This window comes from Streptomyces pyxinicus, from assembly GCF_024753135.1.
GTDB classification, from domain to species: domain Bacteria; phylum Actinomycetota; class Actinomycetes; order Streptomycetales; family Streptomycetaceae; genus Streptomyces; species Streptomyces pyxinicus.
Map to the genome: position 1 here is coordinate 210,199 of NZ_JANUGP010000004.1, position 26,103 is coordinate 236,301.

A 26,103-nucleotide genomic window follows, 5' to 3' on the forward strand; every position below is an offset into this window, starting at 1 on the left:
GGCGGGGGGAACCGGTGTCCCCCGGGGATGCGACACGGGGACACCCTGTCATGCGCGCCAGTCGAGCGGGACCCGCTGCGCCCGGTCCCAGGGGCGCTCCCAGCCCGCGTAGTGCAGCAGCCGGTCGATCACGCCGGCCGTGAAACCCCAGACCAGGGCGGATTCCACCAGGAACGCCGGGCCGATGTGGCCGCTGGGGTGGACGGCGGTGGCGCGGTTGGCGGGGTCCGTGAGATCCGCCACGGGGACGGTGAAGACCCGCGCGGTCTCGTTCGGGTCCACCGCGTCGACCGGGGTGGGCTCGCGCCACCAGCCGAGCACCGGGGTGACCACGAACTCGCTGACCGGGATGTAGAGGGCGGGCAGCACGCCGAAGAGCTGGACGCCCGCCGGATCGAGGCCGGTCTCCTCCTCGGCCTCGCGCAGGGCCGCCCGCAGCGGGCCGTCGCCCGCCGGATCGCCGTCCCCGGGGTCCAGCGCGCCGCCCGGGAAGGACGGCTGCCCGGCGTGCGAGCGCAGGGAGCCGGCCCGCTCCATGAGCAGCAGCTCGGGGCCGCGCTCGCCCTCGCCGAAGAGGATCAGTACGGCGGACTGCCGGCCCGAGCCGTTCTCGGGCGGCAGGAAGCGGCTGAGCTGGAGCGGCTGGACCGTCTCGGCGGCGCGCACCACCGGGTCCAGCCAGTCGGGCAGCCCCTCCGCGCTGAGCGTCACCGCGCCGCCCCGCGTCTCACTGGCCCTCGTCATCGCCACCCCCGTCGCTCCGCCTGTTCCAACGCCCGAGGACCCCGGGATCGTTCCGTCACGCGGCCCCCAGGGGCGGCGCCGCGATACCGCCCGCGTCGAGGTAGGCCTGCGGGGGCTTCAGCCGCTGGCCGGGGAAGCCGCCCTTCTCGTACTTCAGGAGCTTCTTCGCCTTCTCCGGGTCGGTCTCGCCCTCGCCGTACGCCGGGCAGAGCGGCGCGATCGGGCAGACGCCGCAGGCGGGCTTGCGGGCGTGGCACATCCGGCGGCCGTGCCAGATCACGTGGTGGGACAGGTCGGTCCAGTCGCTCTTCGGGAACAGCGCGCTGACGGCCGCCTCGATCTTCTCCGGCTCGCTCTCCTCGGTCCACTTCCAGCGCCGCACCAGCCGCTGGAAGTGCGTGTCCACACTGATCCCGGGCCGGCCGAAGGCGTTGCCCAGGACCACGAAGGCGGTCTTGCGGCCGACGCCGGGCAGCTTGACCAGTTCCTCCAGCTTGCCGGGCACCTCGCCGCCGAAGTCCTCCGCGAGCGCCTTGGAGAGCCCTATGACCGACCGCGTCTTGGCCCGGAAGAAGCCGCAGGGCCGCAGGATCTCCTCGACCACCTCGGGGTCGGCGGCGGCCAGGTCCTCGGGAGCCGGGTACTTGGCGAACAGCGCCGGGGTGGTCTGGTTGACCCGCAGGTCGGTGGTCTGGGCCGACAGCACGGTGGCGACCAGCAGCTGGAAGGGGTTCTCGAAGTCCAGCTCCGGGTGCGCGTACGGGTACACCTCCGCGAGTTCCCGGTCGATCTTGCGGGCCCGTCGCACGAGGGCGGTCCGAGACTCCGGTTTCCACGGCTTCACGGCCTCGGTCACCGTCTTGGCCGCCTTGCGCGCCTTGCTCACTGCCATGCAGGAAGGCTACGCCGCCGGGCCCCGCGCCGGTGGGCGATCTTCAGGACGACCGGCCCGTCGGAGGACCGGAGTTGCGACAGGGCCCCGATCAGATGCCTTACATCCCTTTCTTCCGTTTTGTACTACTTTCCGGAAAGCGCTCCGGATGGCGTTCGCCCACAGCGGAATCGATCCGTACAACCTCTCGAACACTCCCGGACGCCCTCCGATGCCGCGCTCTCACCGGCCACTTGGGCCATGGCGCGCCCGCCGCACCGGCCGTCGGCCCCACCCGGTGACCTGTAGATCGGCGCCCGATTGGACCCCTGCCGCTTACCTCGGCACACCTGTGCGGCATCCTTGTGACAGATCACACTGTTTGGACCGTCCGGCAAAATGGGGAACACGGTCCCCTGGCACGTGGGGGAGAAAGATCCCCTGAGCAGGTCGACAAGGAGAGAACTCGTGGACGACGTTCTGCGGCGCAACCCGCTCTTCGCGGCTCTCGACGACGAGCAGGCCGCGGAGCTGCGCGCCTCCATGAGCGAGGTGACCCTGGCACGCGGTGACTCCCTGTTCCACGAGGGCGACCCCGGCGACCGGCTCTACGTCGTCACCGAGGGCAAGGTCAAGCTGCACCGCACCTCCCCCGACGGCCGCGAGAACATGCTCGCCGTCGTCGGCCCCGGAGAGCTGATCGGAGAGCTGTCGCTCTTCGACCCCGGCCCGCGCACCGCGACCGCGACCGCGCTGACCGAGGTCAAGCTGCTGGCCCTCGGCCACGGCGACCTCCAGCCCTGGCTGAACGCCCGCCCCGAGGTCGCCGGCGCCCTGCTGCGCGCCGTCGCACGCCGACTGCGCAAGACCAACGACGCCATGTCCGACCTGGTCTTCTCCGACGTCCCCGGCCGGGTCGCGCGGGCCCTGCTGGACCTGTCGCGCCGCTTCGGCGTGCAGTCCGAGGAGGGCATCCACGTCGTCCACGACCTCACGCAGGAGGAGCTGGCCCAGCTGGTCGGCGCGTCCCGCGAGACCGTCAACAAGGCCCTGGCGGACTTCGCCCAGCGCGGCTGGCTGCGCCTGGAGGCACGGGCGGTCATCCTGCTGGACGTGGAGCGGCTGGCCAAGCGCTCGCGCTGACTCCGGCTGTCCCGGTACGACGCGAGGGGCCCGCTTCTCCGGAAGCCGGGCCCCTTTGTCGTACCGCTTGCCGTACTGCTTGCTTGTCGTACTGCTTGCTTGTCGTACCGCTGCTCGTGCCGCTTCTCGTGTCGCGCGGGGCTAGATGAGGCCGTGTCCGCGCAGGTACTCCAGCTGGGCCCGTACCGACAGCTCCGCCGCCGGCCACAGTGAGCGGTCCACGTCGGCGTAGACGTGGGCGACGACCTCGGCCGGGGAGCGGTGGCCGTCCTCGACCGCCGTCTCCACCTGGGCGAGCCGGTGGGCGCGGTGGGCCAGGTAGAACTCGACGGCGCCCCGCGCGTCCTCCAGCACCGGCCCGTGGCCCGGCAGCACCGTGTGCACGCCGTCGTCCACCGTGAGGGAGCGCAGGCGGCGCAGGGAGTCCAGGTAGTCGCCGAGGCGGCCGTCGGGGTGCGCCACGACGGCCGTACCGCGCCCGAGGACGGTGTCGCCGGTGAGGACCGCGCGGTCGGCCGGCAGGTGGAAGCAGAGCGAGTCGGCGGTGTGCCCCGGGGTCGCCACGACCCGCAGCTCCAGGCCGCCGACGGCTATCACGTCCCCGGCGGCCAGGCCTTCCTCCCCGAGCCGCAGCGCCGGATCGAGGGCACGCACGCGCGTGCCGGTCAGTTCGGCGAAGCGGGCGGCGCCCTCGGCGTGGTCGGGGTGGCCGTGGGTGAGCAGGGTCAGGGCTATGCGCCGGCCCGCCTGTTCCGCCGTGTCCACGACCGCGCGCAGATGGCCCTCGTCCAGCGGTCCCGGGTCGATCACCACGGCCAGGTCGGAGTCCGGCTCGGCGACGATCCAGGTGTTGGTGCCGTCCAGGGTCATCGCGGAGGGGTTCGGCGCGAGCACGTTGACGGCCCGTTCGGTGGCGGGACCGGAGAGGACCGCGCCCCGGGGCTGCCCCGGCAGTGCCACTGCGTCGGTCATACGGACGTCGCCCCCGTCCTCGGGATGTGCTTCGTGAACTCCTCGTGCCCCGGCCAGGACAGGACGATCTCGCCGTCCTCCAGGCGCGCGGTCGCCAGTACCGGCGCCAGGTCGCGCGCGGGGGCCGCCACGAGCGCCTCGGCGGCGGACCCGTACGGCAGCAACTGGCGCAGCGTGGCGATGGTGGGCGGCATCATCAGCAGCTCGCCCCTGTCGTACCCGGCGGCGGCGTCCTCGGGGCGGATCCACACCGTCCGGTCGGCCTCCGTGGAGGCGTTCCGGGTGCGCTGGCCCTCCGGGAGCGCGGCCACGAAGAAGAACGTGTCGTAGCGGCGGGCCTCGAACTCCGGGGTGATCCAGCGCGTCCACGCGCCCAGCAGGTCCGAGCGCAGCACCAGGCCGCGCCGGTCCAGGAACTCGGCGAAGGACAGCTCACGCGCGACCAGGGCGGCCCGGTCGGCCTCCCAGTCGGCGCCGGTGGTGTCGCCGACGACCGACTCCGCGTCCGGCCCGGCGAGCAGGACGCCGGCCTCCTCGTACGTCTCCCGTACGGCCGCGCAGACGACGGCCTGGGCCCCGCTCTCGTCCACACCCAGCCGCTCGGCCCACCACGCGCGCGGGGGCCCCGCCCAGCGGACCCGGCGGTCGTCGTCACGCGGGTCCACTCCACCGCCGGGATACGCGTACGCGCCCCCGGCGAAGGCCATGGAGGCGCGTCTGCGCAGCATGTGGACGAACGGACCGTCCGCGGTGTCCTTGAGCAACAGCACGGTGGCCGCGCGCCTGGGGGTCACCGGGGTGAGGCTCCCGTCCGCGAGCGCGCGGATGCGGTCCGGCCACTCCGGGGGGTACCACTGACCGTTCGCCATGGCCGGAGGCTATCCCGGATAGGGCGAATGTTCGAGAGGTCCTTGGGGGTGGTGGGGTGCCTGGTGGCGGGGAGGGGCGGTGGTACGTCGTTCCCGACGGGCCGGGCTGCCTGGGGGCCGGCTCGGCCCTACGGCGACCCCGGCCGCCCCGGAACACAGAGGTCTGCGGCCACCCGGCGGCCCCGCCGGGCGGTGCCGGGCTACGGGACCAGTTCGACCTGGATCTCGACCTCGACCGGCGCGTCCAGCGGGAGCACCGCGACGCCGACCGCGCTGCGGGCGTGCACGCCCTTGTCGCCGAGGACCTCGCCGAGCAGTTCGCTGGCACCGTTGAGGACGGCGGGCTGACCGGTGAAGTCGGACGCCGAGGCGACGAAGCCGACCACCTTCACGACGCGCGCGATGCGGTCCAGATCACCGGCGACGGACTTCACGGCGGCCAGCGCGTTCAGCGCGCAGACGCGGGCCAGGTCCTTGGCCTCCTCCGGGGTGACCTCGGCGCCCACCTTGCCGGTGACCGGCAGCTTGCCCTCGACCATCGGCAGCTGGCCGGCGGTGTACACGTACACACCGGTCCGCACGGCCGGCTGGTACGCGGCCAGCGGCGGTACGACCTCCGGCAGGGTCAGGCCCAGGTCGGCCAGCTTGGCCTCGACCGCGCTCATGCCTGCTTCTCCCGCTTCAGGTAGGCGACGAGCTGCTCCGGGTTGGGCCCGGGCACGACCTGCACCAGCTCCCAGCCGTCCTCGCCCCAGGTGTCCAGGATCTGCTTCGTGGCATGGACGAGCAGCGGCACGGTGGCGTATTCCCACTTCTTGGTCATGGGGGGACTGTAGCCGCTGCCCCGGAACCCGAATCCCGGCGGCCGCCGGGACCGGTCGCACGGCCGACTGTGACGCTCGTTATCCACAGCCTCCCGCGTGAGCGTCGGCCGGACTGGTTAGTCTCGAAGACGTGAGCAGGCTCCAGGTCGTCAGCGGCAAGGGCGGGACCGGAAAGACGACGGTCGCCGCAGCCCTCGCGCTGGCCCTCGCGACCGAGGGGAAGCGGACGCTTCTCGTGGAGGTCGAGGGCCGGCAGGGCATCGCACAGCTCTTCGAGACGGAGGCGTTGCCGTACGAGGAGCGCAAGATCGCGGTCGCGCCGGGCGGCGGGGAGGTGCACGCCCTCGCCATAGACGCGGAACTGGCCCTTCTGGACTATCTCCAGATGTTCTACAAGCTCGGTGGCGCGGGCAGAGCCCTGAAGAAGCTCGGCGCCATCGACTTCGCCACCACCATCGCCCCCGGCATCAGGGACGTCCTGCTGACCGGCAAGGCGTGCGAGGCCGTGCGCCGCAAGGACAAGCAGGGTCGGTTCGTGTACGACTACGTCGTCATGGATGCCCCGCCGACCGGCCGCATCACCCGCTTCCTGAATGTCAACGACGAGGTGGCGGGCCTCGCGAAGATCGGCCCGATACACAATCAGGCGCAGGCCGTGATGCGGGTGCTCAAGTCGCCGGAGACGGCGGTGCATCTGGTGACCCTGCTGGAGGAGATGCCGGTCCAGGAGACCGCCGACGGCATCGCCGAACTCCGCGCGGCCCAACTCCCGGTCGGCCGGATCATCGTGAACATGGTGCGCCCGCAGGTGTTGGACGCGGCCGGCCTGGAACTCGTACGGACGGTGGAGCGTTCCTCGGTGGCACAGGCGCTCTCGGCGGCGGGGCTGGGCGGGGCCCGGCGCGGGGGGAACGCCGAGAAGCTGGTGGACCCGCTGCTGGACCAGGCGGCGGAGTACTCCGAGCGGTACGCGCTGGAGCAGGAGCAGCGCGCGTCCCTCGGTGAGCTGGGCCTGCCGATGCACGAACTGCCGCTGCTCGCCGAGGGCATGGACCTCGCGGGCCTGTACGAACTCGCCACCGAGCTGCGGAAGCAGGGGTTGTCATGAGTCCGGACCCGGCCGAGGCACCGGAGACCACCGTGGGCGAGGACGCCGTCGGCGGCCAGGAGGCCGGCCGTCGGCTGTCCGCCGCGCGGGCGCTCGACGTCGACCCGCTGCTGGACGATCCCGAGACGCGGATCGTGGTGTGCTGCGGCTCGGGCGGGGTCGGCAAGACGACGACCGCGGCCGCCCTCGGGCTGCGGGCGGCCGAGCGGGGCCGCAAGGTGGTCGTGCTGACCATCGACCCGGCCAGGCGGCTGGCCCAGTCGATGGGCATCGACTCCCTCGACAACGTGCCCCGCCGGGTGAAGGGCACCGAGGGCGAGGGCGAACTGCACGCCATGATGCTCGACATGAAGCGCACCTTCGACGAGGTCGTGGAGGCGCACGCGGACCGGGAGCGGGCCGCCGCGATCCTGGCGAACCCCTTCTACCAGTCGCTCTCGGCGGGCTTCGCGGGCACGCAGGAGTACATGGCGATGGAGAAGCTGGGCCAGCTGCGGGCGCGGGAGGAGTGGGACCTGATCGTGGTCGACACCCCGCCCTCCCGTTCGGCGCTGGACTTCCTGGACGCGCCCAAGCGGCTCGGCTCCTTCCTGGACGGCCGGCTGATCCGCCTGCTCACCGCACCGGCCAAGCTGGGCGGACGCGCGGGGATGGCGTTCCTGAACGTCGGCATGTCGATGATGACCGGCACGCTGGGCAAGCTGCTGGGCGGTCAGCTGCTGAAGGACGTGCAGACGTTCGTCGCCGCGATGGACACCACGTTCGGCGGATTCCGCACCCGCGCGGACGCCACGTACAAGCTGCTCCAGGCGCCCGGCACGGCGTTCCTGGTGGTGGCGGCCCCGGAGCGGGACGCGCTGCGGGAGGCCGCCTACTTCGTGGAGCGGCTGGCCGCGGAGAAGATGCCGCTGGTCGGTCTGGTGCTGAACCGGGTGCACGACAGCGGCGCGGCCGGACTGTCGGCCGAGCGGGCGCTCGCCGCCGCGGAAAATCTTGAGGACCCCCGCATTGTGGATCAGGGGGGCGGGAAAGCTGGTCTTCGTAACTCTCCCGACACGTACGGCAGTTCACGAACACCGGCACCCGAGTCCGCAGCCGGCGACCCCAGCGACACGGCGGGCAACAGCGCCACGGCGGGTGACACCGCTTCCGAGGAAGGCTCCCCCGCCGACACGGACCGCCCCGTCGACCGCCTCACCGCGGGTCTGCTGAGACTGCACGCCGAGCGCATGCGGTTGCTGGCGCGCGAGCAGCGCACGCGTGATCGTTTCACCGCCCGCCACCCCGAGGTGGCGGTGGTCGACGTACCCGCCCTTCCGGGCGATGTCCACGACCTCACGGGCCTGCGCGACATCGGCACGCGTCTGGCCTCGGACGGTGCGGAGGACTGACCGAACGCGGCCCGTGGCAAGTGCCGTACCAGTCTTGTACACGTGCGGTACTGGCGTCGTACCGCGATGTCCTCAGCCGACCGCCGCGTAGTTCTCGTACACCTCGTCGCTGTCGAGGGGCACGATGCCGACGCCCCGCTCGTACTCCAAGCGGGCGGTTTCCAGCAGCCTCCGCCAGGAGGTCACGGTGGGCCGCCGGCGCAGCAGTGCGCGGCGCTCCCGCTCCGTCATGCCTCCCCACACGCCGAACTCGACGCGGTTGTCCAGCGCGTCCGCCAGGCATTCCGTGCGTACCGGGCATCCGGTGCACACCGCCTTGGCCCTGTTCTGCGCTGCTCCCTGAACGAACAGTTCATCCGGATCGGTAGTGCGGCAGGCAGCCTGCGCACTCCAGTCGGTTACCCAGCCCATACCGGCGCCGTCCTCTCCCGAATCGAGGCTCCCCCACGGCGGCAGCGGCATATTCACCGCCGCCAGTTGAGGACGTTACGGAAGGCGGGCACAGCGCAACACCCCCTTCGGGCCCAATCTTGAATGGCCCGAACGGACTATGGGTAAGCGGCAGATCACCCGCGGGAGTGAGCTGGCGACATATGCGACTGTCCCGGCATTCCAGGACAGCTGTGGTGCGGCACACCGGGCGCCAGGTGACACACGAGGCGGATTCGGACACGTACAGCTCAGAAAACCGGGGCGCGTCCGGAACGATTCGGGGTCGCCGGACGTATTGCTCCATGGCCGTACCGCTGTGACAGTTGAGAGCAGCTTAGGCCAAGGCCTGCCCGTGTGTCCGGGAAACGGAAAGGTCGGCCGCTGCCGGTGCGCCCGCGCCGCCGTACCGGGTCGCACCGCGCCGTACGTCACGATCCGGCACCCGAACATCCCGACGGGGAGCCGGTCCCTCGGAACGCTCAGAGGTACGGATTAGGCTGCCCCCATGCCAAAGAAGCGCTCGGGCGGTGGCCTGTCGGCAACGCAGCAGGTCGCGAAGTTCCTCGGTGTCAGTGTGCTCGCGGGAGCCGTGATGGCCGGCATCGCGCTGCCCGCGGCCGGGGCGCTGGGCCTCGCGGCCAAGGGCTCGGTCAAGAGCTTCGACGAGATCCCCGCCAACCTGAAGAGTCCTCAGCTCAGCCAGCGCACGACGATCCTGGACGCCAGGGACCACCAGATCGCGACGGTCTACTCCCGCGACCGTACGGTGGTCGACCTCAAGGACATGTCGCCGTACGTGCAGAAGGCGATCGTCGCGATCGAGGACTCGCGCTTCTACCAGCACGGCGCGATCGACCTCAAGGGCGTGCTGCGCGCCGTGAACAAGAACGCGCAGGAGGGCGGGGTCGCCCAGGGCGCCTCGACGCTCACCCAGCAGCTGGTGAAGAACTACTTCATCGAGGAGGCCGGCGACGACCCGACGAAGGTCGCGCAGGCCACGCAGCAGACCCTCGGGCGCAAGATCCGCGAGCTGAAGTACGCGATCCAGATCGAGGACAAGCTCGGCAAGAAGAAGATCCTGGAGAACTACCTCAACATCACCTTCTTCGGCGAGCAGGCCTACGGCGTCGAGGCGGCGGCGGAGCGCTACTTCTCCAAGCACGCGAAGGACCTGAACCTCCAGGAGTCGGCGCTGCTCGCCGGCATCGTGCAGTCCCCGAGCCGCTACGACCCGGTCAACGACGAGGCCGAGGCCACCAAGCGGCGCAACACGGTGCTGCAGCGCATGGCCGAGCTGGGCGACATCTCCCGGCAGGAGGCCGACGAGGCCAAGCGCGCGCCGATCGTGCTGCACCAGAGCCGGCCGAAGAACGGCTGCATCACCGCCGTACAGGGCGCCGGCTTCTTCTGCGACTACGTCCGCGAGGTCTTCCTGACCGACCCGGCCTTCGGCAAGACCAAGGAGGCGCGGGCCAAGCTCTGGAACCAGGGCGGTCTGACGATCCGTACGACGCTGGACCCGCAGGCGCAGCAGTCCGTACAGGACTCGATCAAGGACCACGTCTACAAGAGCGACGGCGTGGCCACGGCCGCGTCCATCGTGGAACCGGGCACCGGCAAGATCCTCGCGATGGGCCAGTCCCGCCCGTACGGCTTCGGCAAGAACGAGACCCAGATCAACCTGTCGGTCAACTCGGACATGGGCGGCGGCGCCGGCTACCAGCCCGGTTCGACGTTCAAGCCGATCGTGGCGGCGGCGGCCATCGAGGGCGGCAAGCAGCCGACGCAGCAGTACTCGTCGCCGTACCAGATGACGTATCCGAGCCCGATCAACGCGTGCGACGGCAAGATCTGGCGCAACGACCCGAACAAGCCCGCCAAGCTCACGAACGAGAACGAGTCGGAGCACGGGCCGTACGGCATGAAGGAGGCGACCGCCAAGTCGGTCAACACCTACTACGTGCAGCTGATCAGCGACATCGGGATCTGCCCGGTCGTCGACATGGCCAAGAAGATGGGCGTGGCGCGGGCTGACGGCCGCAAGATCGACCAGGCGCCGTCCATCGCGCTCGGCACCCAGGAGATGTCCCCGCTGACGATGGCGAGCGCGTACGCCACCTTCGCCTCGCGCGGGATGTACTGCACCCCGATCGCCATCGAGTCGATCACCCAGCGGGCCGGCCGGGAGCAGAAGTCGCTGGAGGTGCCGAAGTCGACCTGTTCGCGGGCGATGTCGGAGAAGACCGCCGACACCGTCAGCACGCTCCTCAAGGGCGTGGTCGAGGACGGCACGGGCCAGGAGGCCGGTCTCGGCAGCCGGCCGAGCGCGGGCAAGACGGGTACGACGGACGAGCGCTTCGCGGCCTGGTTCGTGGGCTACACCCCGAACATGGCCGGCGCGGTCTGGGTCGGCGACCCGCAGCACAAGCGCAAGATGATCAACATCACCATCGGCGGCATCCCGCACGACAAGGTCTTCGGTGGTGAGGTGCCGGGCCCGATCTGGCGCGACATGATGACCGGCGCCCTGGAGGGCAAGCCGGCACCCGACTTCAACCTGGTCGACATCCCCGACGACGAGGAGGATGGTCAGGGAAAAGGCGATCGGGGGGACGAGAACAACGGGACGAACGGGACCAACGGCAGCGACAACGGGGGAACGGGGCTGATCGGGGGACTGATCGGCGGTTTGACGGACGGGGGAACCGCTGACGGCGGCACCACCGACGGCACCACCACCGGCACGCCCGGCGGCCCGCGCCCGAAGCCGTCCTTCTCTCTCCCCGGCAACTTCATCCAGGGCCAGGCCAACGGCGGACGCAACGGGAACGGGGGCCAGCGGGGGTAGTGACGACGACGGGGCCGCACCCCTCGCCCACCGGGCGGAGGTGCGGCCCCGTCGTCGTACGCCCCCGATGCACCGGGGGAACTCGGCGAATCAGCCCTGAAGCAGCTTCTTCACCGCGGCGGCGACCCGGCCGCCCTCGGCCTGGCCGGCCACCTTGGGGTTGACGATCTTCATCACGGCACCCATGGCCCGCGGGCCCTCCGCGCCGGACGCCTTGGCCTCCTCGACGGCCTGGGCGACGATCGCGTCCAACTCGTCGTCGGAGAGCTGCTTGGGCAGGTACCGGGCGAGCAGCTCGCCCTCCGCCTTCTCCCGCTCGGCCTGCTCGGCCCGGCCACCCTGCGCGAACGCGTCCGCGGCCTCGCGGCGCTTCTTCGCCTCCCGGGTGATCACCTTGAGGACCTCGTCGTCGGACAGCTCGCGCTTCTCCTTGCCCGCGACCTCCTCCTTGGTGATCGCGGTGAGCGTCAGCCGGAGCGTCGAGGAGCGCAGCTCGTCGCGCTCCTTGATCGCGGCGTTGAGGTCGTCGTGCAGCTTCGACTTGAGCGTGGTGGTCATGGGACCGATTGTCGCAGGTGCGCCACCGCGAACGCCCGCCGATTAAAGGGGCGAGCGGTCTCGAACCCGTCTGGAGCCCGAGCGGGACCGGGGGTCTCGAATCTGAGAGAGCCGACCGGGGATCTCGACGGTTCGCCGGGGTCTGACACGATGGTCGTATGCGCGCGCGATACGGAGTACCTCTGGGAATCATGGCGGCAGGCGCCGCCGGGCTGGCGTACTCGGTGGGCTTCGAAGCCCGCTCCTTCCGTCTGCGGCGGGTGACGGTCCCGGTGCTGCCGCCGGGCATGGGCCCGCTGCGCGTGCTGCAGGTCTCCGACATCCACATGGTGAGCGGACAGCACAAGAAGCAGCGCTGGCTGCGCTCGCTGGCGGGGCTGCGCCCGGACTTCGTGATCAACACCGGTGACAACCTCTCGGACCCGGAGGGCGTCCCGGAGGTGCTGGACGCGCTCGGCCCCCTGATGGAGTTCCCGGGCGCCTACGTCTTCGGCTCGAACGACTACTACGGCCCCAAGCTCCGCAACCCCGCCCGCTACCTGCTGGAGAAGACGAGCGGCCGGCACGGCCTGAACGGCAACGCGCCGGCGGTCGGCGTCGTCCACAACCCTTGGGAGGGCCTGCGCGACGGCTTCGACGAGGCGGGCTGGCTGAACCTGACGAACACGCGCGGCGTCCTGAAGGTCGAGGGCGTCTCCATCGAGCTGACCGGCCTGGACGACCCGCACATCAAGCGGGACCGCTACGCGCGGGTGGCCGGGGGCCCGTCGGGGACGTACGACTTCTCGCTCGGCGTCGTCCACGCGCCCTACCTGCGCACACTGGACGCGTTCACGGCGGACGGCTACCCCCTGGTCCTGGCCGGCCACACCCACGGCGGCCAGCTCTGCATCCCCTTCTACGGCGCCCTGGTCACCAACTGCGACCTGGACACGGACCGGGTGAAGGGCCTCTCCACCCACACCGCCGAGGGCAACACCTCCTACCTCCACGTCTCGGCGGGCTGCGGCACGAACCGCTACACGCCGGTACGGTTCGCGTGCCCGCCGGAGTCGACGCTGCTGACGCTGGTGGAGCGGCGGTAGTCCGCGCTGCGGGCGGACACTGAGGGCTACCGGCCGATGGCCGCCCCCGGGGGGTCACTCCCCCGGCCCAACCCACCTGGCCGCCACCTCCCCCCGCTCCTAGCGTGAGGGCATGACCGCCCCGATACCCAGGGAAATCCCGGACCTGCCCGCGATCCCGAGGCCGCCCCGGCTCCTGCCGGCCCCGGTACCGGCCACGGCGGTGATGGCCCCGCTCCACCGCCCGGTGACAGCGGCGTTCCGCCTGCTGACGGCCCTGGCAGCGCTGGCGGGCGTAGCACTGGAACTCCTCCTGGGCCCGCCATCCCGCATAGTGAGCTACTTCGGCGTCCAGGCCGGCCTCCTGCTCGCGGTGGTCATGCTCCTGTCGGCGTCCCGAGCCTGGCGGGCCCGCCGCCCGCTGCCGTCGGCACTGACGGGAGCGGCGCTCCTGTACGCCCTGATCAGCGCGCTGGTCTACCACCTGCTGCTGGCCCACACCACGCCCCCGTTCTCGATGCCGGGCGCGGCCTCACCTCCTGGACGCTGGCACGCCCAGTGGACGGCCCTCCAGCTCCTGCACACGCTGGCCCCGGCGGCGGCCCTGCTGGACTGGCTGCTCCTGACCCCACGGGCCCGCCTGCACGTCCGCCAGGCGACGACGTGGCTCCTCTACCCCCTGGCCTACCTGATCTTCACCTTGTCCCGGGCGGCCCTGCTCCCCCCATCCAACCCATCCCGCTATCTCTACCCCTTCCTCGACGCCACGACCCACGGCTACCGCGACACCCTGGCCAACGCCCTGCTCCTCGGCCTCGCGATGTACGCCCTGGCCATCCTCCTGATCGCCCTCGACCACACCCGCCCGACCCCGGCCCGCCACCGCCTCTGAACCGGATTTCGCCTACGGCCCCCGGTGGGCTAAAGTAAACGTCGTCGCCGCGAGAGCAGCGACATCGGGGTGTAGCGCAGCTTGGCAGCGCGCTTCGTTCGGGACGAAGAGGTCGTGGGTTCAAATCCCGCCACCCCGACAGCCAAAACAGCAGGTCAAGGGCCTGATTCTCTCTGAGGGTCAGGCCCTTGCTGCGTCTCCGATGATCGTTTGGGAGAAATCGGGGAGAAGATCTTGGTCGGCCTCTCCCAGACGGTCCTGCGTCTTGAAGCCAGCACCCAGCAGCCGTCACACATCTGAACCTGTGCACTCGCCAATCGGGATCTCCAGCGCCTGGCACCGGGAACGACCAAAGATGGGCCGTGGATGCGGTATTCCCTCACCTTCCGATCCCACTTATCCTCGCGATCACGCAACCGGGGGGTGGGCATGGCCGCTGAGGCAACGAGCTGGCAGAAGGAACAGGTCAGTCGCGCGTACGTACATGCCTTAGCAACGCAAGGCGGGTACACGATCTGCGACTGGAACGTAGACAAGGATGGCGTCGACGTCACACTCCGCTCGCGCGGTCTCATGGTCGATATCCAGCTCAAGTGCACACAGAACCCACGCACCATCAGAAGCGGCTACAGCTTCGACCTGGACATCGAGACCTACGACAAGTTACGTGACCCCGAGCGCTCAGCACCTGGTCACCTTGCGCTGCTCATAGTCCCGCCCGATATCGGCCGCTGGGTGATCCACCAGCCGGATTCGATCGTCCTCGCCTGCCACGGCTACTGGTCCTCCCTCTACGGGATGGGACACGCCCCTGGTGGATCAACTACTGCGATCCATCTTCCTGAGCACCAAGAGCTCACCGTGAAGGCCATGGGGACCATGTTCGATGCCGCGCGACGCATGACCAACAGCACCGGTCTGGGGTTGAGCTGACATGGCGGACAACACCCCAGACTTCGGCCCCGAAGAGATTCGCAGCTACCTCAAGGTCACCGGCTGGGTCCCGGTATCGGGCGGGGACGTAGCCGAACTCTGGAGGCTCCCAGGGCCGGCGGACGAAGTCGTGCTCGTCCCCATGAAGCCAGGCGCACCGGACTTCGCCAAGAGGGCACGGATCCTCATCCAGGACCTGGCGCGAGTGGGAAGCGAAGACGTTCAGACAGTCCACGACGCCATCGCAACGGTCTATAACGACGTCACTGACCTCCGGGCCTCCCACCCGTCAATGAGCGATGGATCGATCCCGCTTGAGTCCGGGTATGAGCTCTTCGTCTCCGCGAAGCGCCTCCGTGTGGCCTCTGCTGCGGCGACCATCCGACGCCAAGGGCACTTCCGGAACTTCCCGACTCGGGCGCGTGATCAGGCACGGGAAGTTCGCCTGGGCCAGACCCGTCGCGGCTCGTACATCGTGCCCATCATCAGCCAGGCACGCTCCCCCGAGGACGTCTACTCACCTCGCCAAGATCACATCGACGTTCAGATCGAGGAGACTCTCTTTGACCGCCGGGTGACAGCCACTATGTCTCGCGCGCTCGGCGTACTGCAGGACATGGCGGGCGCCGAACACGCGCCCACCGCAAGCGAGATCAACGACTCCATCGGCGAAGGAGTCTCCTACGAGCTGTGTCAGGCTCTCGCCAAGGTCGTGAACACGGAGTCCGTCAACGCGCTCGACGTGGCTTTCAACTGGTCCCGTGTGGCGGCGCCACCACCAGGTACGCCAGCGCGTGTTGAGTTCAACCGCGAGGCAATCGAGATCGTCGACCTGGTATCCGAACGGCTCAAGACCAAGGTCTACACGCGAGAGCACCTGATCTACGGCGTGGTTACAGATCTCAGCCGCCACCCAGATGACGACACCGGCCGAGTTGGCGTCCAAACGCTTATCCAGCGCCGCAGCCGCACGGTATGGATGGACCTTGCCGACAGGGACTATCACGCGGCCGTGCACTGTCACGATGCCGGAATCCCAGTTCGCGTGAGTGGCACGCTGACCAGTCCCCCCGGCGGGCTCGCCCGCATGATTGTCACTGCCTTCGGCCCTGACCCCTCGCTGGGAGCAGAGGACTAGCGGCCCAAAGTTCGCGAGGTGGGACTGTCTAAACGACAGTCCCACCTCGCGTACGCCGCCCTTCGGTCTATCCCTTCAACCGCAGGAGGCGATCAAGAACTCGGACTGGCGAGGTCGAACACAGAGCACGACGCACATCGAGCGCGGACTCCCACTGCTCCGTCAAGCCGAGCATGAGGCGCCGGCGCATGCCGGGCGTGACGTGCGCGTAGCGCGCGGAGACCGAGCCGTCGATGTGGCCCATGCGTTCGTCCATGAGGACCTTCTCGGTGCCGAGGTCCTCCATCATCGTGCGGTGGGTGTGCCGGAGACCGTGCGGCGTAAGGCCCTTGGCGATCGGGAGCCAGCAGGCGTCCGCCCGAGCAGCGGCCCCTCGGCCTCGGACCGGGATGCCCGGCCAGGGCTCGCCGAGGATCGGTACCGGGCGGGCCTCCTGTGGAGCCTTCTTCGGATACCAGCCGGAGACCGCAGGGGTGAACAGCCAAGTGGCGAAGCCGTTTCGGCGCCAGTGGGCCGCGTGCTCCGATGTGATGCCTCCCCGTATGAACCCGAGCTCTGCGATGGCTAGTTCGACGCGCACGCGGGTGTCCTCGCGGACACGATCGGGGTGGTTGAGGACGTTGGAGACCGTGCCCGTGGAGACTTCGGCACGGCGGGCGACGTCGACGAGCTTGGCGCCCTGGTGGCCGCCGGTGCGCGCCGCACCCTGGCCACGGAAGACGTACGTCCTGCCGTGACAGGAGCAGGGCGTCGGCTTCGAACGGGCGATGTGGTTGAGGACCAGGGCGGACAGCCATTCCGTCGAGTCGATGTCGCGGTAGCTGTCGTCCTTGGGCGGGCAGCGGACCAGCTCGCCGGTGTCCAGTTCGTACAGCTGCCACTCGACGCGGAAGGCGCTGGGGCGGACGAATTCCGTTTCCAGACCGACGATTTCGCCCCAGCGCTTGCCGGTGTAGCCCTTGAGGACCGTGGCGACGAACTCGTCATCGCGCCCGGAGAGCAGGGCTGCCCGCTCGGCAGTCAGCAGGATGCCGAGCGCGTCGGTGACGACCTTCTCCGGGCCGCGGTCGCGGGAGCGGCCGGCGCGCTTGCCTCGGCCTCGGCGCCTGGCTGCCGGGTTGGACGTGAGCAGGCCCTCGTCGATCGCGTCCTCGAAGATCAGGTGGAGCGTGGAGCGCCAGGTCTTGACGCTGGACGCCGCGTACGAAGCCCGTTCCTTCTTCTCCCAGGCGTCGACGTCCGTACGCAGAATGCCTGCGAGCGCCTTGTCGTCGAAGTCGGGGAGCAGGTGCTCCTCGATGTGCCGCCTGTAGTTCTGCATCGTCGAGGCGGCCAGGTCCTGGGCGGCGTACCAGCGGCTCGCGTATTCGCCGAAGGTCTCCTGGCCGAGGCCAGGATCACGCCACTGGCCACGCCGAACGGTCACCTCTTCCGCGTCCGCGGCCTGCTTGGCCTCGCGCTTGGTGGCGAACTTGACCACCACGCCTGCGGAATCGGCGACGGTGCCGTACTTGCCGTCCTCGATCTTGTAGCGGCCTCGCCAGTAACCACCGCGCTTTTCTGCGTACCCCACAGATTTCCCTCCCTTCTGTCGCGTGGGGTGCGTTAAGCGGCTTTTCCGAACTGGTACTTGGTCATCCGGCGCGGTGGTCGGGCCTCGAGACGGATGGTGGGCACAGCCGTCTCGGGCTGCTGCCGCCGGGCACGAGGCTTCCGGGTCGGTACCGATACGACGCCAGGGCGCTGCGGTGTCTGGGCCGGACGCTCTTCGTGCATGCGGATGATCTCGGCGAGGTGCTCGTCCGAGAAGCGGTAGGCACGGCCGACGCGGGTGAATGGGATGAGCCGGCGGCGGGCACGGTCCTTGACCCACCAGGCCGAGCAGCCGAGTGCGGCGGCGACTTCCTCGGGGACGTAAAGGCGCGGCAGGGCGGCCTCGGCGTACGGGGTCGTTGTGGAGGCAGGGGGTATCGCAGCTTGGCTCAAGGGGTGGTTCCTCTTCTGGCGGGCATGGGCGCGGCAACACCGGTCCGCCGGTCGATCGCTAGGGATGAGAGTGAGCTGCCCGTGCTGGGGGTTTGCGGACCCAGGACGGGAGTGGGAGCCGAGCTATGCCTCGTCGACGAAGGCGGCGCCGCCAGGCGGCGGAGGCCCGTGCATCTTCAGCATGGTCTTGCTGGCCTCCTCCGCCATGGCGTTGGAGACCATGACGTCGGCTTCCTCGCGCACGTCGGGGTGCTCGGTGAGGTAGGCGTCGAGGGCGTCGCGTGCCTCGGTGAAGGCCATGTTGGCGCGTTGAGTAGCGCGGAACGCATCGAGGATCTCGTCGATGAGCTCCATGGCGCGGGCCTTGGCGGCCAACTGCGGGGGGCCGACGAGGTTGCGCAGGTCGAGGCCGAAGACCTCGGCGAAGCCGATGGTCTCGTCGAGGTTGATGCGGCGCTTGCCGTTTTCGATCCGCCAGACCGCGGACGGGTTCATCTCGAAGCCGGCCTCGTTCATGCGGTCGGACAGGGCGTTGGTGCTCCAGCCGCGCGCCTCGCGTTCCAGCTTGATGCGCACCGCGACGTTGCCCTCGCCGCTGAGCAGCACGCCCTGTGGCGGGTCCTCATCCGCCATGGCCACCTCCTTCCGTTCGTAGCAGTGCCCTGCCATTCGCAAGGACCCCATAACAGTAGCATGCGTACTGCGAGATGCAGAACACTTCTGCGATCTGCAATTCATGTGGCATAGTGGTGGCATCCCACCCCACCGACCTCAGGAGCCCACACGCCCGCACGCGACATGAAAGAGGCCCCCGGCGATGCCGGGGGCTCAAGCGCAAACCTCTCAACCGCCATCCCTAGCGATCAACCTGCGGAGACCGGGATTGCCGTCCCATATGGCCCGCAAGCAGAGGAGCTGATGCCCAGTATGACCGATCCCCAGCCGAGTACGCCATCCCTTCCCGACGACGCCGCCACGTCATGGCCTCCCGTTGCTGTGCCCGGCCAACCGGCTGACTCCACCGCACCACCTGCGGACGACGATCTCGACGACGCGTCCAAGGCTGTGTCCATATCCGATGGCGCGGAGATCCTGGACCACCTGCGTACGCAGATCAAGCGATACGTGGCGATGCCCAGCGAGGAGGCGGTGACAGCGGTGGCCCTGTGGATCGCGGCGACGCATCTGCAGCGCGCGTGGCAGCACGCACCGCGCCTGGCGATCGTCGCGCCGGAGAAGCGGTGCGGTAAGTCCAGGCTCCTGGACGTGGTGACCGAGACGGTGCACAACCGCCTGATCACCGTCAATGCCACCGCAGCGGCGATCTTCCGGTCGATCGACGGGGACGACCCGCCGACCCTCCTGGTCGACGAGGCCGATGCCATGTTCAGCACCACCAAGGCCGCGGAGAAGAACGAGGAGGTCCGCGGCCTCATCAACGCCGGGCACCAGCGTGGCCGGCCGACGCTGCGGGTGTCCGGGCCCGAGCACCAGGTGCAGGAGTTCCCGACCTTCGCCATGGCCGCGCTCGCCGGGATCGGTGACCTGCCCGACACGATCATGGACCGAGCGGTGGTTATCCGGATGCGCCGTCGCGCGGCGGGCGAGAAGGTGGCCTCCTTCCGGACCGGCCGGGACACCCCCGCCCTGAACGCGATCCGCGACCGCCTCCACGCCTGGCTCCAGCCGCTGTACGAGCACGCTATGGAGATGGAGCCGCCCATGCCGGTCGAGGACCGCGCGGCGGACACCTGGGAACCCCTGGTCATCATCGCCGACCTCGCCGGAGACGACTGGCCGGTGCTGGCCCGCGCCGCCTGTCGCGCCATGACCGACTACGAGGCCGGCCAGGACGAGGAAGGCGGCCTGCGCACCCGCCTCCTGGTCGGCATCCGCCGCGCCTTCGCCGCCGTCGGCGATCCGGCCGTGCTCAGCACGAAGCACCTGCTGGAGTCCCTCAACGCGGACAAAGAAGCGCCGTGGGCGGAGTACGGCGCCAACGGCCTGACCCCGCGCGGCCTCCAGCTACTCCTGAAGCCCTACGGCATCGGCTCGGCCAACCGCCGCTTCCCCGACGGCACCCAGGCCAAGGGCTTCGCACGCAACCAATTCCTCGACACTTGGGCCCGCTACTGCCCCGAGCCGAAGGCGACGGACGCGCCCGCCTCGTCAGCCGACGGTCCGCTGCCCGGCACCGCAGCCTGACTCGACTCCACTCGCATCACTCGTCCCCGTGCAGGTCAGCGCGGGGACGAGTGAGAGAGCCGCAACGAGTCGAGTCGACATCACCACGTCACTCGTACCTGCCCTGACCAGGCACGCAACGAGTGGTACGAGACATCACGCCCACGGCGGCCACATCCTGCCCTCCCCCTGTGCCGAAGCCGCCGCCCCAAACCACCTGGAGCTCCACGCTTGTTCGCACGCATCGCCGCCATACGCGGCACCGACCTGATCCGCCTCGGCATCGCCCTGCTCGCCGTATTCGCCTTCGCCCTCTCCTACGACGCCCTGCGCCAGATGGGAGTCGCCATCCACATCCGCGGGCTGCTCACCTACGCCTTCCCACTCGTGATCGACGGGTTCATCGCCGTCGGAGTGGGAGCCCTGCTCATGCTGCGCACCGCACCCTGGTACTCCCGGCTGTACGTGTGGCTGCTCGTCGGCGCGGCCACGATGACAAGCATCTGGGCCAACGCCGTACACGCTGTCCGCCTCAACGAGCTGGCCCGTCATGGTGATGGGCTCCGTCTCGACGACGTCACCGTCGGCGCCCTTTCCGCCATCGCCCCGCTCGCTCTGGCCGGCGCCGTACACCTCTACATCGTCGTCCACCATCACCCCTCCTCCCGCAGCCACACCGACGTGGCGCGTGACTCCGCCGACGTGGCTGAGACCCCTGCGCCCTCAACCAATCCGCAGGATCACGAGGCCCGTGAGATCTCTCCCGAACGGCTCGCCCTCGCGCGCACCGCGCCACTGGGACGCAAGGGCCGCGCCTCGCGCCGCCACATCGAAGCCACTTTCCGCAGCAGGGACTTGACCATCGGCAGGGCGGAGGCGGACAAGCTCAAGGACACCCTGCAGGCCGAGCTCGACGCAGCCGCCTCCGAGCGGCCGCAGGAACTCGAAGCGGTCGCCGTCAGCACCGCCGCTTAGCCCCTGCGTCCACGCCGGTCGCCCCACCTCCGGGCTCGCCCCGTGTCCCCCGTGCAGTCAGGCAAAGGGGACAGCGGGGCCGGCGCAGCGATGCACCCCGACACCCAAGCACTCCTCGGAGAACCAACTCATGCACGACCCGTACCACGAACTCCCCATCCACCACCAGGTGATGAACACCGACCTCAACAGCGCAGCAAGGTATCCCGCTGGACCGTCCAAGGGCCGGCCTCACGGGGAAGCCTCCGCCCCGGGGGTGGCGGAGGCACTCGGGCACCAGGGGGTGCCCGAGCAGGAACAGCCCACCGCCGTCGCCGACAGCACTGCTGCCGTCGAGATGCCGTTGTTGCCGCGTGCCGCAGAAGAAGCCGCCTTGCACCGCGTCGCCCAACGTCGCAAGCCCGACCCCAACGGCCGTCGCGAGGGACGAGTCGACGTCCGCTACAGCGAAGAGGAAGAGGCCGACATACGCGCCAAGGCAGCGTCGCTGAACCTCAGCGGCGCCCACTACGTTGCCGCAGCCACTCTGGCCCACGTCCACGGCGACCTCACCCTGGCCGGCCAGCGCACCCAGCTCGACGACTACATCGACGAGATCAATGCCCTGCGCGAGCAGGTCACCGCCATCGGCCGCAACGTCAACCAGATCGCCAAGAAGCTCAACTCCGGCGGCCATCCACACCCTGGGGACAGCGCCCTCCTCGCCCAGACCGACCGGAGCCTGAACGCCGTGGGTGAGGCCGTGCGCCGCATCGCCACCGCCGCGAACCAGGCCGTCAGCCACAAGGCGGCCCGATGATCGCGAAGATCACCGGAGGCAAGGACACCGCCAACCTGATCCGCTACCTCTACGACACGAAGAAGAAGGGCCACACCAACCCGCACCTGGTCGCCTCCTGGGACGGCTTCGCCCCCGACCCCGGCCGCACCCCCGATTTCGACGCCACGAAGCGAGCTCTCGTCGCCGACCTCGACCTGCACGTCAAACAGGCCGCGAGGCTCGGCCGGGCACCCGAGAAGCACGTGTGGCACTGCTCGATCCGCGCCACCAAGACCGACCGCCACCTCAGCGACGAGGAATGGGGCGACATCGCCCGCCGGATCGTCGCCGCAACCGGCATCGCACCCGACGGCGATCCGGACGGCTGCCGCTGGGTCGCCGTCCGCCACGCCCCCGACCACATCCACATCGCCGCCAGCACAGTTCGCGCCGACCTGCGCACCGCCCGGCACTGGAACGACTACCTCACTACCGACCGCGAACTCGCAGCCGTCCAAAAGGAGTACGGTCTCTTCCAGGCCATACGCGGGGATCGCACAGCCGCGAAACGGCCCACCCGTGCCGAGCAAGAGAAGGCCAAGCGCGCAGGCCAAGCCCGCACCGCCCGCGAACACCTGCGCACCACCGTGCGCACCGCCGTGGCCGCCGCCACCAGCACCGAGGAGTTCGTCCACCTGCTGGAGCACACCGACGGCATCCTCGTGCACATCAAGCACTTCCCGTCCGGTGATGTACGCGGCTACACCGTCGCCCTCGACCACGACGTCAACGCCCAGCAGGAGCTGATCTGGTACTCCGGCTCCGAACTCTCCCCCGACCTGTCCCTCCCCAAGATCCGCAAGCGTCTAGAAGCCACCGAACCCCAGCACAGCCCCCGTCGGGTCAACCCGTGGCACCAGGCAACCGCCGCCGCGGAACGCATCCCCCACCACCTCGACGGCGATGACGATGCAGCCGCTCAGGCCCACCTGGCCGCCTTCGGCGAAGCCCTCGACGCCCTGCCGATGCGCGCACCCCAGGGGATTCGTCCCCAGCTATGGCAGGCAGCCGAGGCGTTCGAGCGCGCCACCCGCTCCCGCGTCCAGGCCGAGCACCAGCACGCCCGCGCCCTGCGTAGCGCCGTACGAGCCATGGTCCGCGAGCCCGCCCCCAAGGACGGCACGCTGCTGGCGATGTTCCTCGACGCCGCGATCCTCGCCGTCATCGCCGCCGCCCGCTGGCACCAGCTCCGCCACCACGACCAACAGGTGGCCGCAGCCCACCAGACCCTGATCCACCTGCAAGCCGCCTCCGAGCAGACAGCCACCGCACCCCTGACCGCCCTCGCCCAGCGCCGGCCACCCCAGCAGATCGTGGAACGGCACATCCTCCTCATCCGACAGGCCATGCCTGCCCACGCCGAGCAGGTGGTCGAGGACCCGGCCTTCGACGCCCTCACCGCCGCCCTCGCAACCGCCGAGAAAGCCGGGCATGATCCGAAGCAGCTACTGCAGCAGGCCACCGACGAACGGGCGCTCAACGACGCCCGCAGCCCTGCACGGGTACTGACCTGGCGCACCGAGCGGCTCAGCACCAGGCCGGTTCCGAGCGACCGTGCACGAGTGGCACGGATGCGGAGCGCGGCACGGCGGCAAGGCACATCGGTCAGCCCGGCAGCGGTCGCGGCCTCGCAGCCACAGCCGCCACAGGCACGTCGACGCTGATCACACCCGCTTCCGTACCCGAAGCGGGTGTCAGGCCGCGCACCCCAGCGCATCATGGGCGAACGCGAGAGCCCGGAATCGAGCTCCCACAGCGTCGGGACCGCGGAAGGCCAGCGCCCGCAGAGCACTGACCTGTCGCCCCGAGGCCCACAGCCCAGTGGCCGGGGAGAGAAACGGGACGACGGCTACGCCCAGCTCGGTGAAGGGCGCGTGGTCCAGGTAGGTCATGCCGCCGGTGCCGCACAGGTACGCGCGTGCACCGGCGGCGTCGGCCAGGTCGGCCAGCCGCTCGGACCGGCCCGTGCGTGCGGGCAAGGCGCTGCTGGTGAAGACCTGTCCTCGCCAGCCGAGCAGTTCGAGCAGGGCGCGAGTCGAGGCCGTGGCGACCGGCGCGACCCTTCCTGTGTCGAACGCATTCCAGACCGGCTGAAGGGCACGGTCGAGTGCGGGCCAGTGAGGGCTGGTCCCGTACTGCTGGCGCAGGATCGACGAGGCTCTGCGCCGGGCCGCAACAGGATCGGCGATCAGAGCGTCTCTGATGAGAGTGGCACGCCCGGAGGGGCGGTGAGTGGGGATGGTCAGCCACCGGTTCGAACCAAGGCCGTCGAGCGTGGCGATACGGGTGCGGTTCTGGTAGTCGCGGCGGGCGAACTGCACGTCGTCCAGGACGATCCAGTGGTCCGCCGCGAACAGCTTGGCCAGCGTGGTCAGCCGGGGCATGAAGTTGGGCTGGTGGATGGCGCACAGGCCGCCCGGGGAGGAGCGTTCAGGAAGCGATGAGGCGGCTGGTGAAGCCGGCGTGGATGAGGGATTCGTACGCGGCATGCACGTCCTCCGGGACCTCCTGCTCGATGGCGAACCCGAGCTTCGGATACTCGATCACCCGCTGGAGGTCGCCGACGAGCATGTCCACCACGAGCTTCTCGTCTCCGATGGACTTGAGGTAGTCGTCGAACTCCAGGGTTTCCGAGGCGCACACCATCTCGGCCTCGGGCCACAGCTTGCGGGCGGTGGCGTACGACCGCCGTTCCATGTAGGGCTTGGAGACCAGCAGCACCTTCTTCGGGGTGATGCTGGCGGCGGCCAGGACCTCGCGGGCGAGGGTGATGTTCTGTCCGGTGTTCGCGGCGTGGGGCTCCAGCAGAATCGCGGAGGCGGGGACATCGAGGTCGATGGCGTGCTCGCGGAAGTGGACCGCTTCGCCGCGGGGGAAGACCTTGGCGGTGGTCGGGCTGTTGCCGCCGGTGAAGACCAGCGTGGGGAAGAGACCCGCGTGGTACAGCTCGGCGGCGCGCGTGGCCACCCCCAGGTCGTGGCTGCCCAGGCCGATCGCCACGTCCACGGGGCAGGCCTGGTGGTGCATCTGGTGGTAGTCCCAGATCGCCTTGGCCTGGTGCCACTGGTCTTCGGTGATGGCTTGCTGGTTGTCACTCACGCGTTCGTCTCCCTGATCACCGTCGGCGAGGCCCCGGGCGGCCCCTCACTGCCGGCCTTGACGTTCTCGATACTGCGCAGTTGGTGCACGAGGCCGTACTGCGCGGCCGTCCGAGCGGCCTGGCCGAGAACGCGTAGCCCATCATCGCGGGTCGCCACGTCGGAGAGCAGGATGTGGCCGTGAGCGGTGTCCAGTCGTACACGTTGCATCGGTGAGTCGGTGCTCCCGCTACTTCGGGCGATGTCGATGAAGTGCAGGGCCTGGGTGAGGTCTCCGACGCCCCGGCGGGCCAGGGCTAGCTTCTGATGGGCCACCGACCAGTCGTCGGGTTCGGTGAGGTCTTCGAACTCACGGGTCGCGGCCCGCATCACGCGGGTCGCGTAGTCGTGGTTGCCGTCCTTGCTGAGTGCCGTGCCCACCCACAGGCGGGCTCTGGCCCGGTCACGGCGAGAGAGCCGGTCGTCGACAGCGAGCGTCTCGTACGTACGGGCCGACGCCTCCAGGTCACCGGACATCTCCGCGACGACCGCGAGGGACAGATCGAGCTGGGCGACGCGGCGGGGGATGTCGAGCTGGGTGAAGATCGAGCGCGCGCCCGCGTAGGAGTGGCGTGCGGACAGTGGTCCGAGCACGGCGCCCCGATCACGCTTGAGGTCTCCGAGTAACGCGGTGGAGCGGGCGTAGAGGTACAGGCCCTTGTCGTCGAGTTCGGCGGCCGTGAAACGGTTGAGCCATCGGCCCAGCAGGTTGTCCGCGAAGGTGAAGTTCTGCCGGGACAAGGCGACAACGGCACGATCCAGGTCGTCGGTCCACGACTCGTACTCCCAGGCTCTGGGTCCGGCAGCCGTCACCCGGCGCCCGGCTGCCGGCTGCCCGGGACCGGCCATTTCCGACAGGAGCGTTTCGAAGCGCAGGTGCACGGAGGCATCGGCGCGGCCGAGCGCGGTGTCGAGAATGGCCTGGGTGTCGGGGCGGGGCTCGGTCGCGGACCGGAGCTTTTCCCACTTCGAGATGGTCGCGACGGCGAGACCGAGTCGCTCGGCGAAAGCCCGCACACTCAGGCGGAGGGCGAGCCGCAAGGCTCTGGCCTCCAGGCCGGTCCAATGGTGCACGGTCGCCACGCGTCGCTCCCTTCCACCAGCCATGGAAGCAGAAGCGTGCGGCCGGTGGGGCGGAAGTAGAGCGCAAGTGGAACAGCGGGCGATTCCCTGCGCGTTGGGGTACGGCGACGCTCAAGGGGTCACTCTTTCGC

Annotated in this window: 26 protein-coding genes and 1 tRNA gene; 13 read left to right on the plus strand and 14 right to left on the minus strand. The window is 69.8% G+C overall.

Annotation, left to right across the window (positions count from 1 at the left end; genetic code table 11):
* Positions 1–48: 48 nt before the first annotated feature.
* Together NX794_RS07840 and nth are read right to left on the minus strand one after the other, a co-directional pair.
* Complete coding sequence (locus NX794_RS07840; RefSeq protein ID WP_258777509.1) at positions 49–744, minus strand: NUDIX hydrolase; 696 nt, start codon at positions 742–744, stop codon at positions 49–51.
* A gap of 55 nt (positions 745–799) precedes the next feature.
* Positions 800–1,636 (minus strand): endonuclease III, encoded by an 837-nt coding sequence (gene nth, locus NX794_RS07845; RefSeq protein WP_258777510.1) that lies wholly within the window; start codon positions 1,634–1,636, stop codon positions 800–802.
* Positions 1,637–2,083: 447 nt separating this feature from the next.
* Between nth and NX794_RS07850 the strand changes: the two genes are divergently transcribed.
* On the plus strand, positions 2,084–2,758 hold the full coding sequence (locus NX794_RS07850) for a Crp/Fnr family transcriptional regulator (RefSeq protein ID WP_258777511.1): 675 nt from the start codon (positions 2,084–2,086) through the stop codon (positions 2,756–2,758).
* Positions 2,759–2,899: 141 nt separating this feature from the next.
* Here NX794_RS07850 and NX794_RS07855 read toward each other — a convergent pair whose 3' ends face one another.
* The 4 genes from NX794_RS07855 to sp36 form a co-directional block, all read right to left on the minus strand.
* A complete protein-coding gene (locus NX794_RS07855) occupies positions 2,900–3,730 on the minus strand; it encodes an MBL fold metallo-hydrolase (RefSeq protein ID WP_258777512.1) in 831 nt (276 codons plus the stop codon).
* Positions 3,727–4,599 (minus strand): NUDIX hydrolase, encoded by an 873-nt coding sequence (locus tag NX794_RS07860; protein WP_258777513.1) that lies wholly within the window; start codon positions 4,597–4,599, stop codon positions 3,727–3,729. Before NX794_RS07860 ends, NX794_RS07855 begins: the two co-directional genes overlap by 4 nt.
* A gap of 200 nt (positions 4,600–4,799) precedes the next feature.
* Entirely contained in the window at positions 4,800–5,264 is a 465-nt protein-coding gene (locus NX794_RS07865; RefSeq protein ID WP_258777514.1) for a RidA family protein, read from the minus strand.
* Positions 5,261–5,422, minus strand: coding sequence for a Sp36 family protein (sp36, locus tag NX794_RS07870; RefSeq protein WP_258777515.1), 162 nt, complete (start codon positions 5,420–5,422; stop codon positions 5,261–5,263). Before sp36 ends, NX794_RS07865 begins: the two co-directional genes overlap by 4 nt.
* A 131-nt stretch (positions 5,423–5,553) precedes the next feature.
* Between sp36 and bagA the strand changes: the two genes are divergently transcribed.
* Together bagA and bagB are read left to right on the plus strand one after the other, a co-directional pair.
* Positions 5,554–6,531, plus strand: coding sequence for an ATPase BagA (gene bagA, locus NX794_RS07875; RefSeq protein WP_258777516.1), 978 nt, complete (start codon positions 5,554–5,556; stop codon positions 6,529–6,531).
* The gene (gene bagB / locus NX794_RS07880; protein ID WP_258777517.1) at positions 6,528–7,922 is read left to right on the plus strand and encodes an ATPase BagB; all 1,395 of its coding nucleotides are present in this window, start codon (positions 6,528–6,530) and stop codon (positions 7,920–7,922) included. Before bagA ends, bagB begins: the two co-directional genes overlap by 4 nt.
* 72 nt (positions 7,923–7,994) lie before the next feature.
* Here bagB and wblA read toward each other — a convergent pair whose 3' ends face one another.
* Entirely contained in the window at positions 7,995–8,333 is a 339-nt protein-coding gene (gene wblA, locus NX794_RS07885; protein WP_258777639.1) for a transcriptional regulator WblA, read from the minus strand.
* 526 nt (positions 8,334–8,859) lie between these two features.
* Between wblA and NX794_RS07890 the strand changes: the two genes are divergently transcribed.
* Entirely contained in the window at positions 8,860–11,202 is a 2,343-nt protein-coding gene (locus NX794_RS07890) for a transglycosylase domain-containing protein (RefSeq protein ID WP_258777518.1), read from the plus strand.
* Between the two features lie 90 nt (positions 11,203–11,292).
* On the opposite strand, the gene NX794_RS07895 is transcribed toward NX794_RS07890, so the two are convergent.
* On the minus strand, positions 11,293–11,760 hold the full coding sequence (locus NX794_RS07895) for a GatB/YqeY domain-containing protein (protein WP_258777519.1): 468 nt from the start codon (positions 11,758–11,760) through the stop codon (positions 11,293–11,295).
* Between the two features lie 158 nt (positions 11,761–11,918).
* On the opposite strand from NX794_RS07895, the gene NX794_RS07900 reads away from it, so the two are divergent.
* From NX794_RS07900 to NX794_RS07920, 5 genes are all read left to right on the plus strand, one after another.
* Positions 11,919–12,845 carry a metallophosphoesterase gene (locus tag NX794_RS07900; RefSeq protein WP_258777520.1) on the plus strand — a complete coding sequence of 309 codons (927 nt, stop codon included), beginning with the start codon at positions 11,919–11,921 and terminating at the stop codon, positions 12,843–12,845.
* A gap of 112 nt (positions 12,846–12,957) precedes the next feature.
* Complete coding sequence (locus NX794_RS07905) at positions 12,958–13,716, plus strand: Pr6Pr family membrane protein (protein WP_258777521.1); 759 nt, start codon at positions 12,958–12,960, stop codon at positions 13,714–13,716.
* A gap of 65 nt (positions 13,717–13,781) precedes the next feature.
* Positions 13,782–13,855 (plus strand) — tRNA-Pro (locus NX794_RS07910).
* A 290-nt stretch (positions 13,856–14,145) separates the two neighbouring features.
* Positions 14,146–14,649 (plus strand): DUF4365 domain-containing protein, encoded by a 504-nt coding sequence (locus tag NX794_RS07915; RefSeq protein ID WP_258777522.1) that lies wholly within the window; start codon positions 14,146–14,148, stop codon positions 14,647–14,649.
* Position 14,650: 1 nt separating this feature from the next.
* On the plus strand, positions 14,651–15,787 hold the full coding sequence (locus NX794_RS07920; protein WP_258777523.1) for a hypothetical protein: 1,137 nt from the start codon (positions 14,651–14,653) through the stop codon (positions 15,785–15,787).
* Positions 15,788–15,854: 67 nt separating this feature from the next.
* Here the strand turns inward: NX794_RS07920 and NX794_RS07925 are convergent, their stop codons facing one another.
* The 3 genes from NX794_RS07925 to NX794_RS07935 form a co-directional block, all read right to left on the minus strand.
* A complete protein-coding gene (locus NX794_RS07925; protein ID WP_258777524.1) occupies positions 15,855–17,360 on the minus strand; it encodes a LacI family DNA-binding transcriptional regulator in 1,506 nt (501 codons plus the stop codon).
* Positions 17,361–17,392: 32 nt separating this feature from the next.
* Positions 17,393–17,773 carry a helix-turn-helix domain-containing protein gene (locus tag NX794_RS07930; protein ID WP_258777525.1) on the minus strand — a complete coding sequence of 127 codons (381 nt, stop codon included), beginning with the start codon at positions 17,771–17,773 and terminating at the stop codon, positions 17,393–17,395.
* Positions 17,774–17,896: 123 nt separating this feature from the next.
* Positions 17,897–18,406 (minus strand): helix-turn-helix domain-containing protein, encoded by a 510-nt coding sequence (locus NX794_RS07935; protein ID WP_258777526.1) that lies wholly within the window; start codon positions 18,404–18,406, stop codon positions 17,897–17,899.
* Positions 18,407–18,700: 294 nt separating this feature from the next.
* Here NX794_RS07935 and NX794_RS07940 point away from each other — a divergent pair, with 294 nt between their 5' ends.
* The 4 genes from NX794_RS07940 (at position 18,701) to NX794_RS07955 (ending at position 23,416) form a co-directional block, all read left to right on the plus strand.
* Positions 18,701–19,978 (plus strand): DUF3631 domain-containing protein, encoded by a 1,278-nt coding sequence (locus NX794_RS07940; RefSeq protein ID WP_258777527.1) that lies wholly within the window; start codon positions 18,701–18,703, stop codon positions 19,976–19,978.
* Positions 19,979–20,188: 210 nt separating this feature from the next.
* On the plus strand, positions 20,189–20,932 hold the full coding sequence (locus NX794_RS07945) for a DUF2637 domain-containing protein (RefSeq protein WP_258777528.1): 744 nt from the start codon (positions 20,189–20,191) through the stop codon (positions 20,930–20,932).
* Between the two features lie 130 nt (positions 20,933–21,062).
* Positions 21,063–21,731 (plus strand): MobC family plasmid mobilization relaxosome protein, encoded by a 669-nt coding sequence (locus NX794_RS07950; protein ID WP_258777529.1) that lies wholly within the window; start codon positions 21,063–21,065, stop codon positions 21,729–21,731.
* Positions 21,728–23,416: a relaxase/mobilization nuclease domain-containing protein gene (locus tag NX794_RS07955; RefSeq protein ID WP_258777531.1), complete on the plus strand. Its 1,689-nt coding sequence runs from the start codon at positions 21,728–21,730 to the stop codon at positions 23,414–23,416. Before NX794_RS07950 ends, NX794_RS07955 begins: the two co-directional genes overlap by 4 nt.
* 30 nt (positions 23,417–23,446) lie before the next feature.
* On the opposite strand, the gene NX794_RS07960 is transcribed toward NX794_RS07955, so the two are convergent.
* The 3 genes from NX794_RS07960 to NX794_RS07970 are packed head-to-tail and all read right to left on the minus strand — an operon-like array spanning position 23,447 to position 25,972.
* Positions 23,447–24,136: a WbqC family protein gene (locus NX794_RS07960; RefSeq protein WP_258777532.1), complete on the minus strand. Its 690-nt coding sequence runs from the start codon at positions 24,134–24,136 to the stop codon at positions 23,447–23,449.
* Positions 24,137–24,182: 46 nt separating this feature from the next.
* Positions 24,183–24,851 carry a YdcF family protein gene (locus tag NX794_RS07965; protein WP_258777533.1) on the minus strand — a complete coding sequence of 223 codons (669 nt, stop codon included), beginning with the start codon at positions 24,849–24,851 and terminating at the stop codon, positions 24,183–24,185.
* Complete coding sequence (locus NX794_RS07970; protein ID WP_258777534.1) at positions 24,848–25,972, minus strand: helix-turn-helix domain-containing protein; 1,125 nt, start codon at positions 25,970–25,972, stop codon at positions 24,848–24,850. Before NX794_RS07970 ends, NX794_RS07965 begins: the two co-directional genes overlap by 4 nt.
* Positions 25,973–26,103 lie beyond the last annotated feature (131 nt).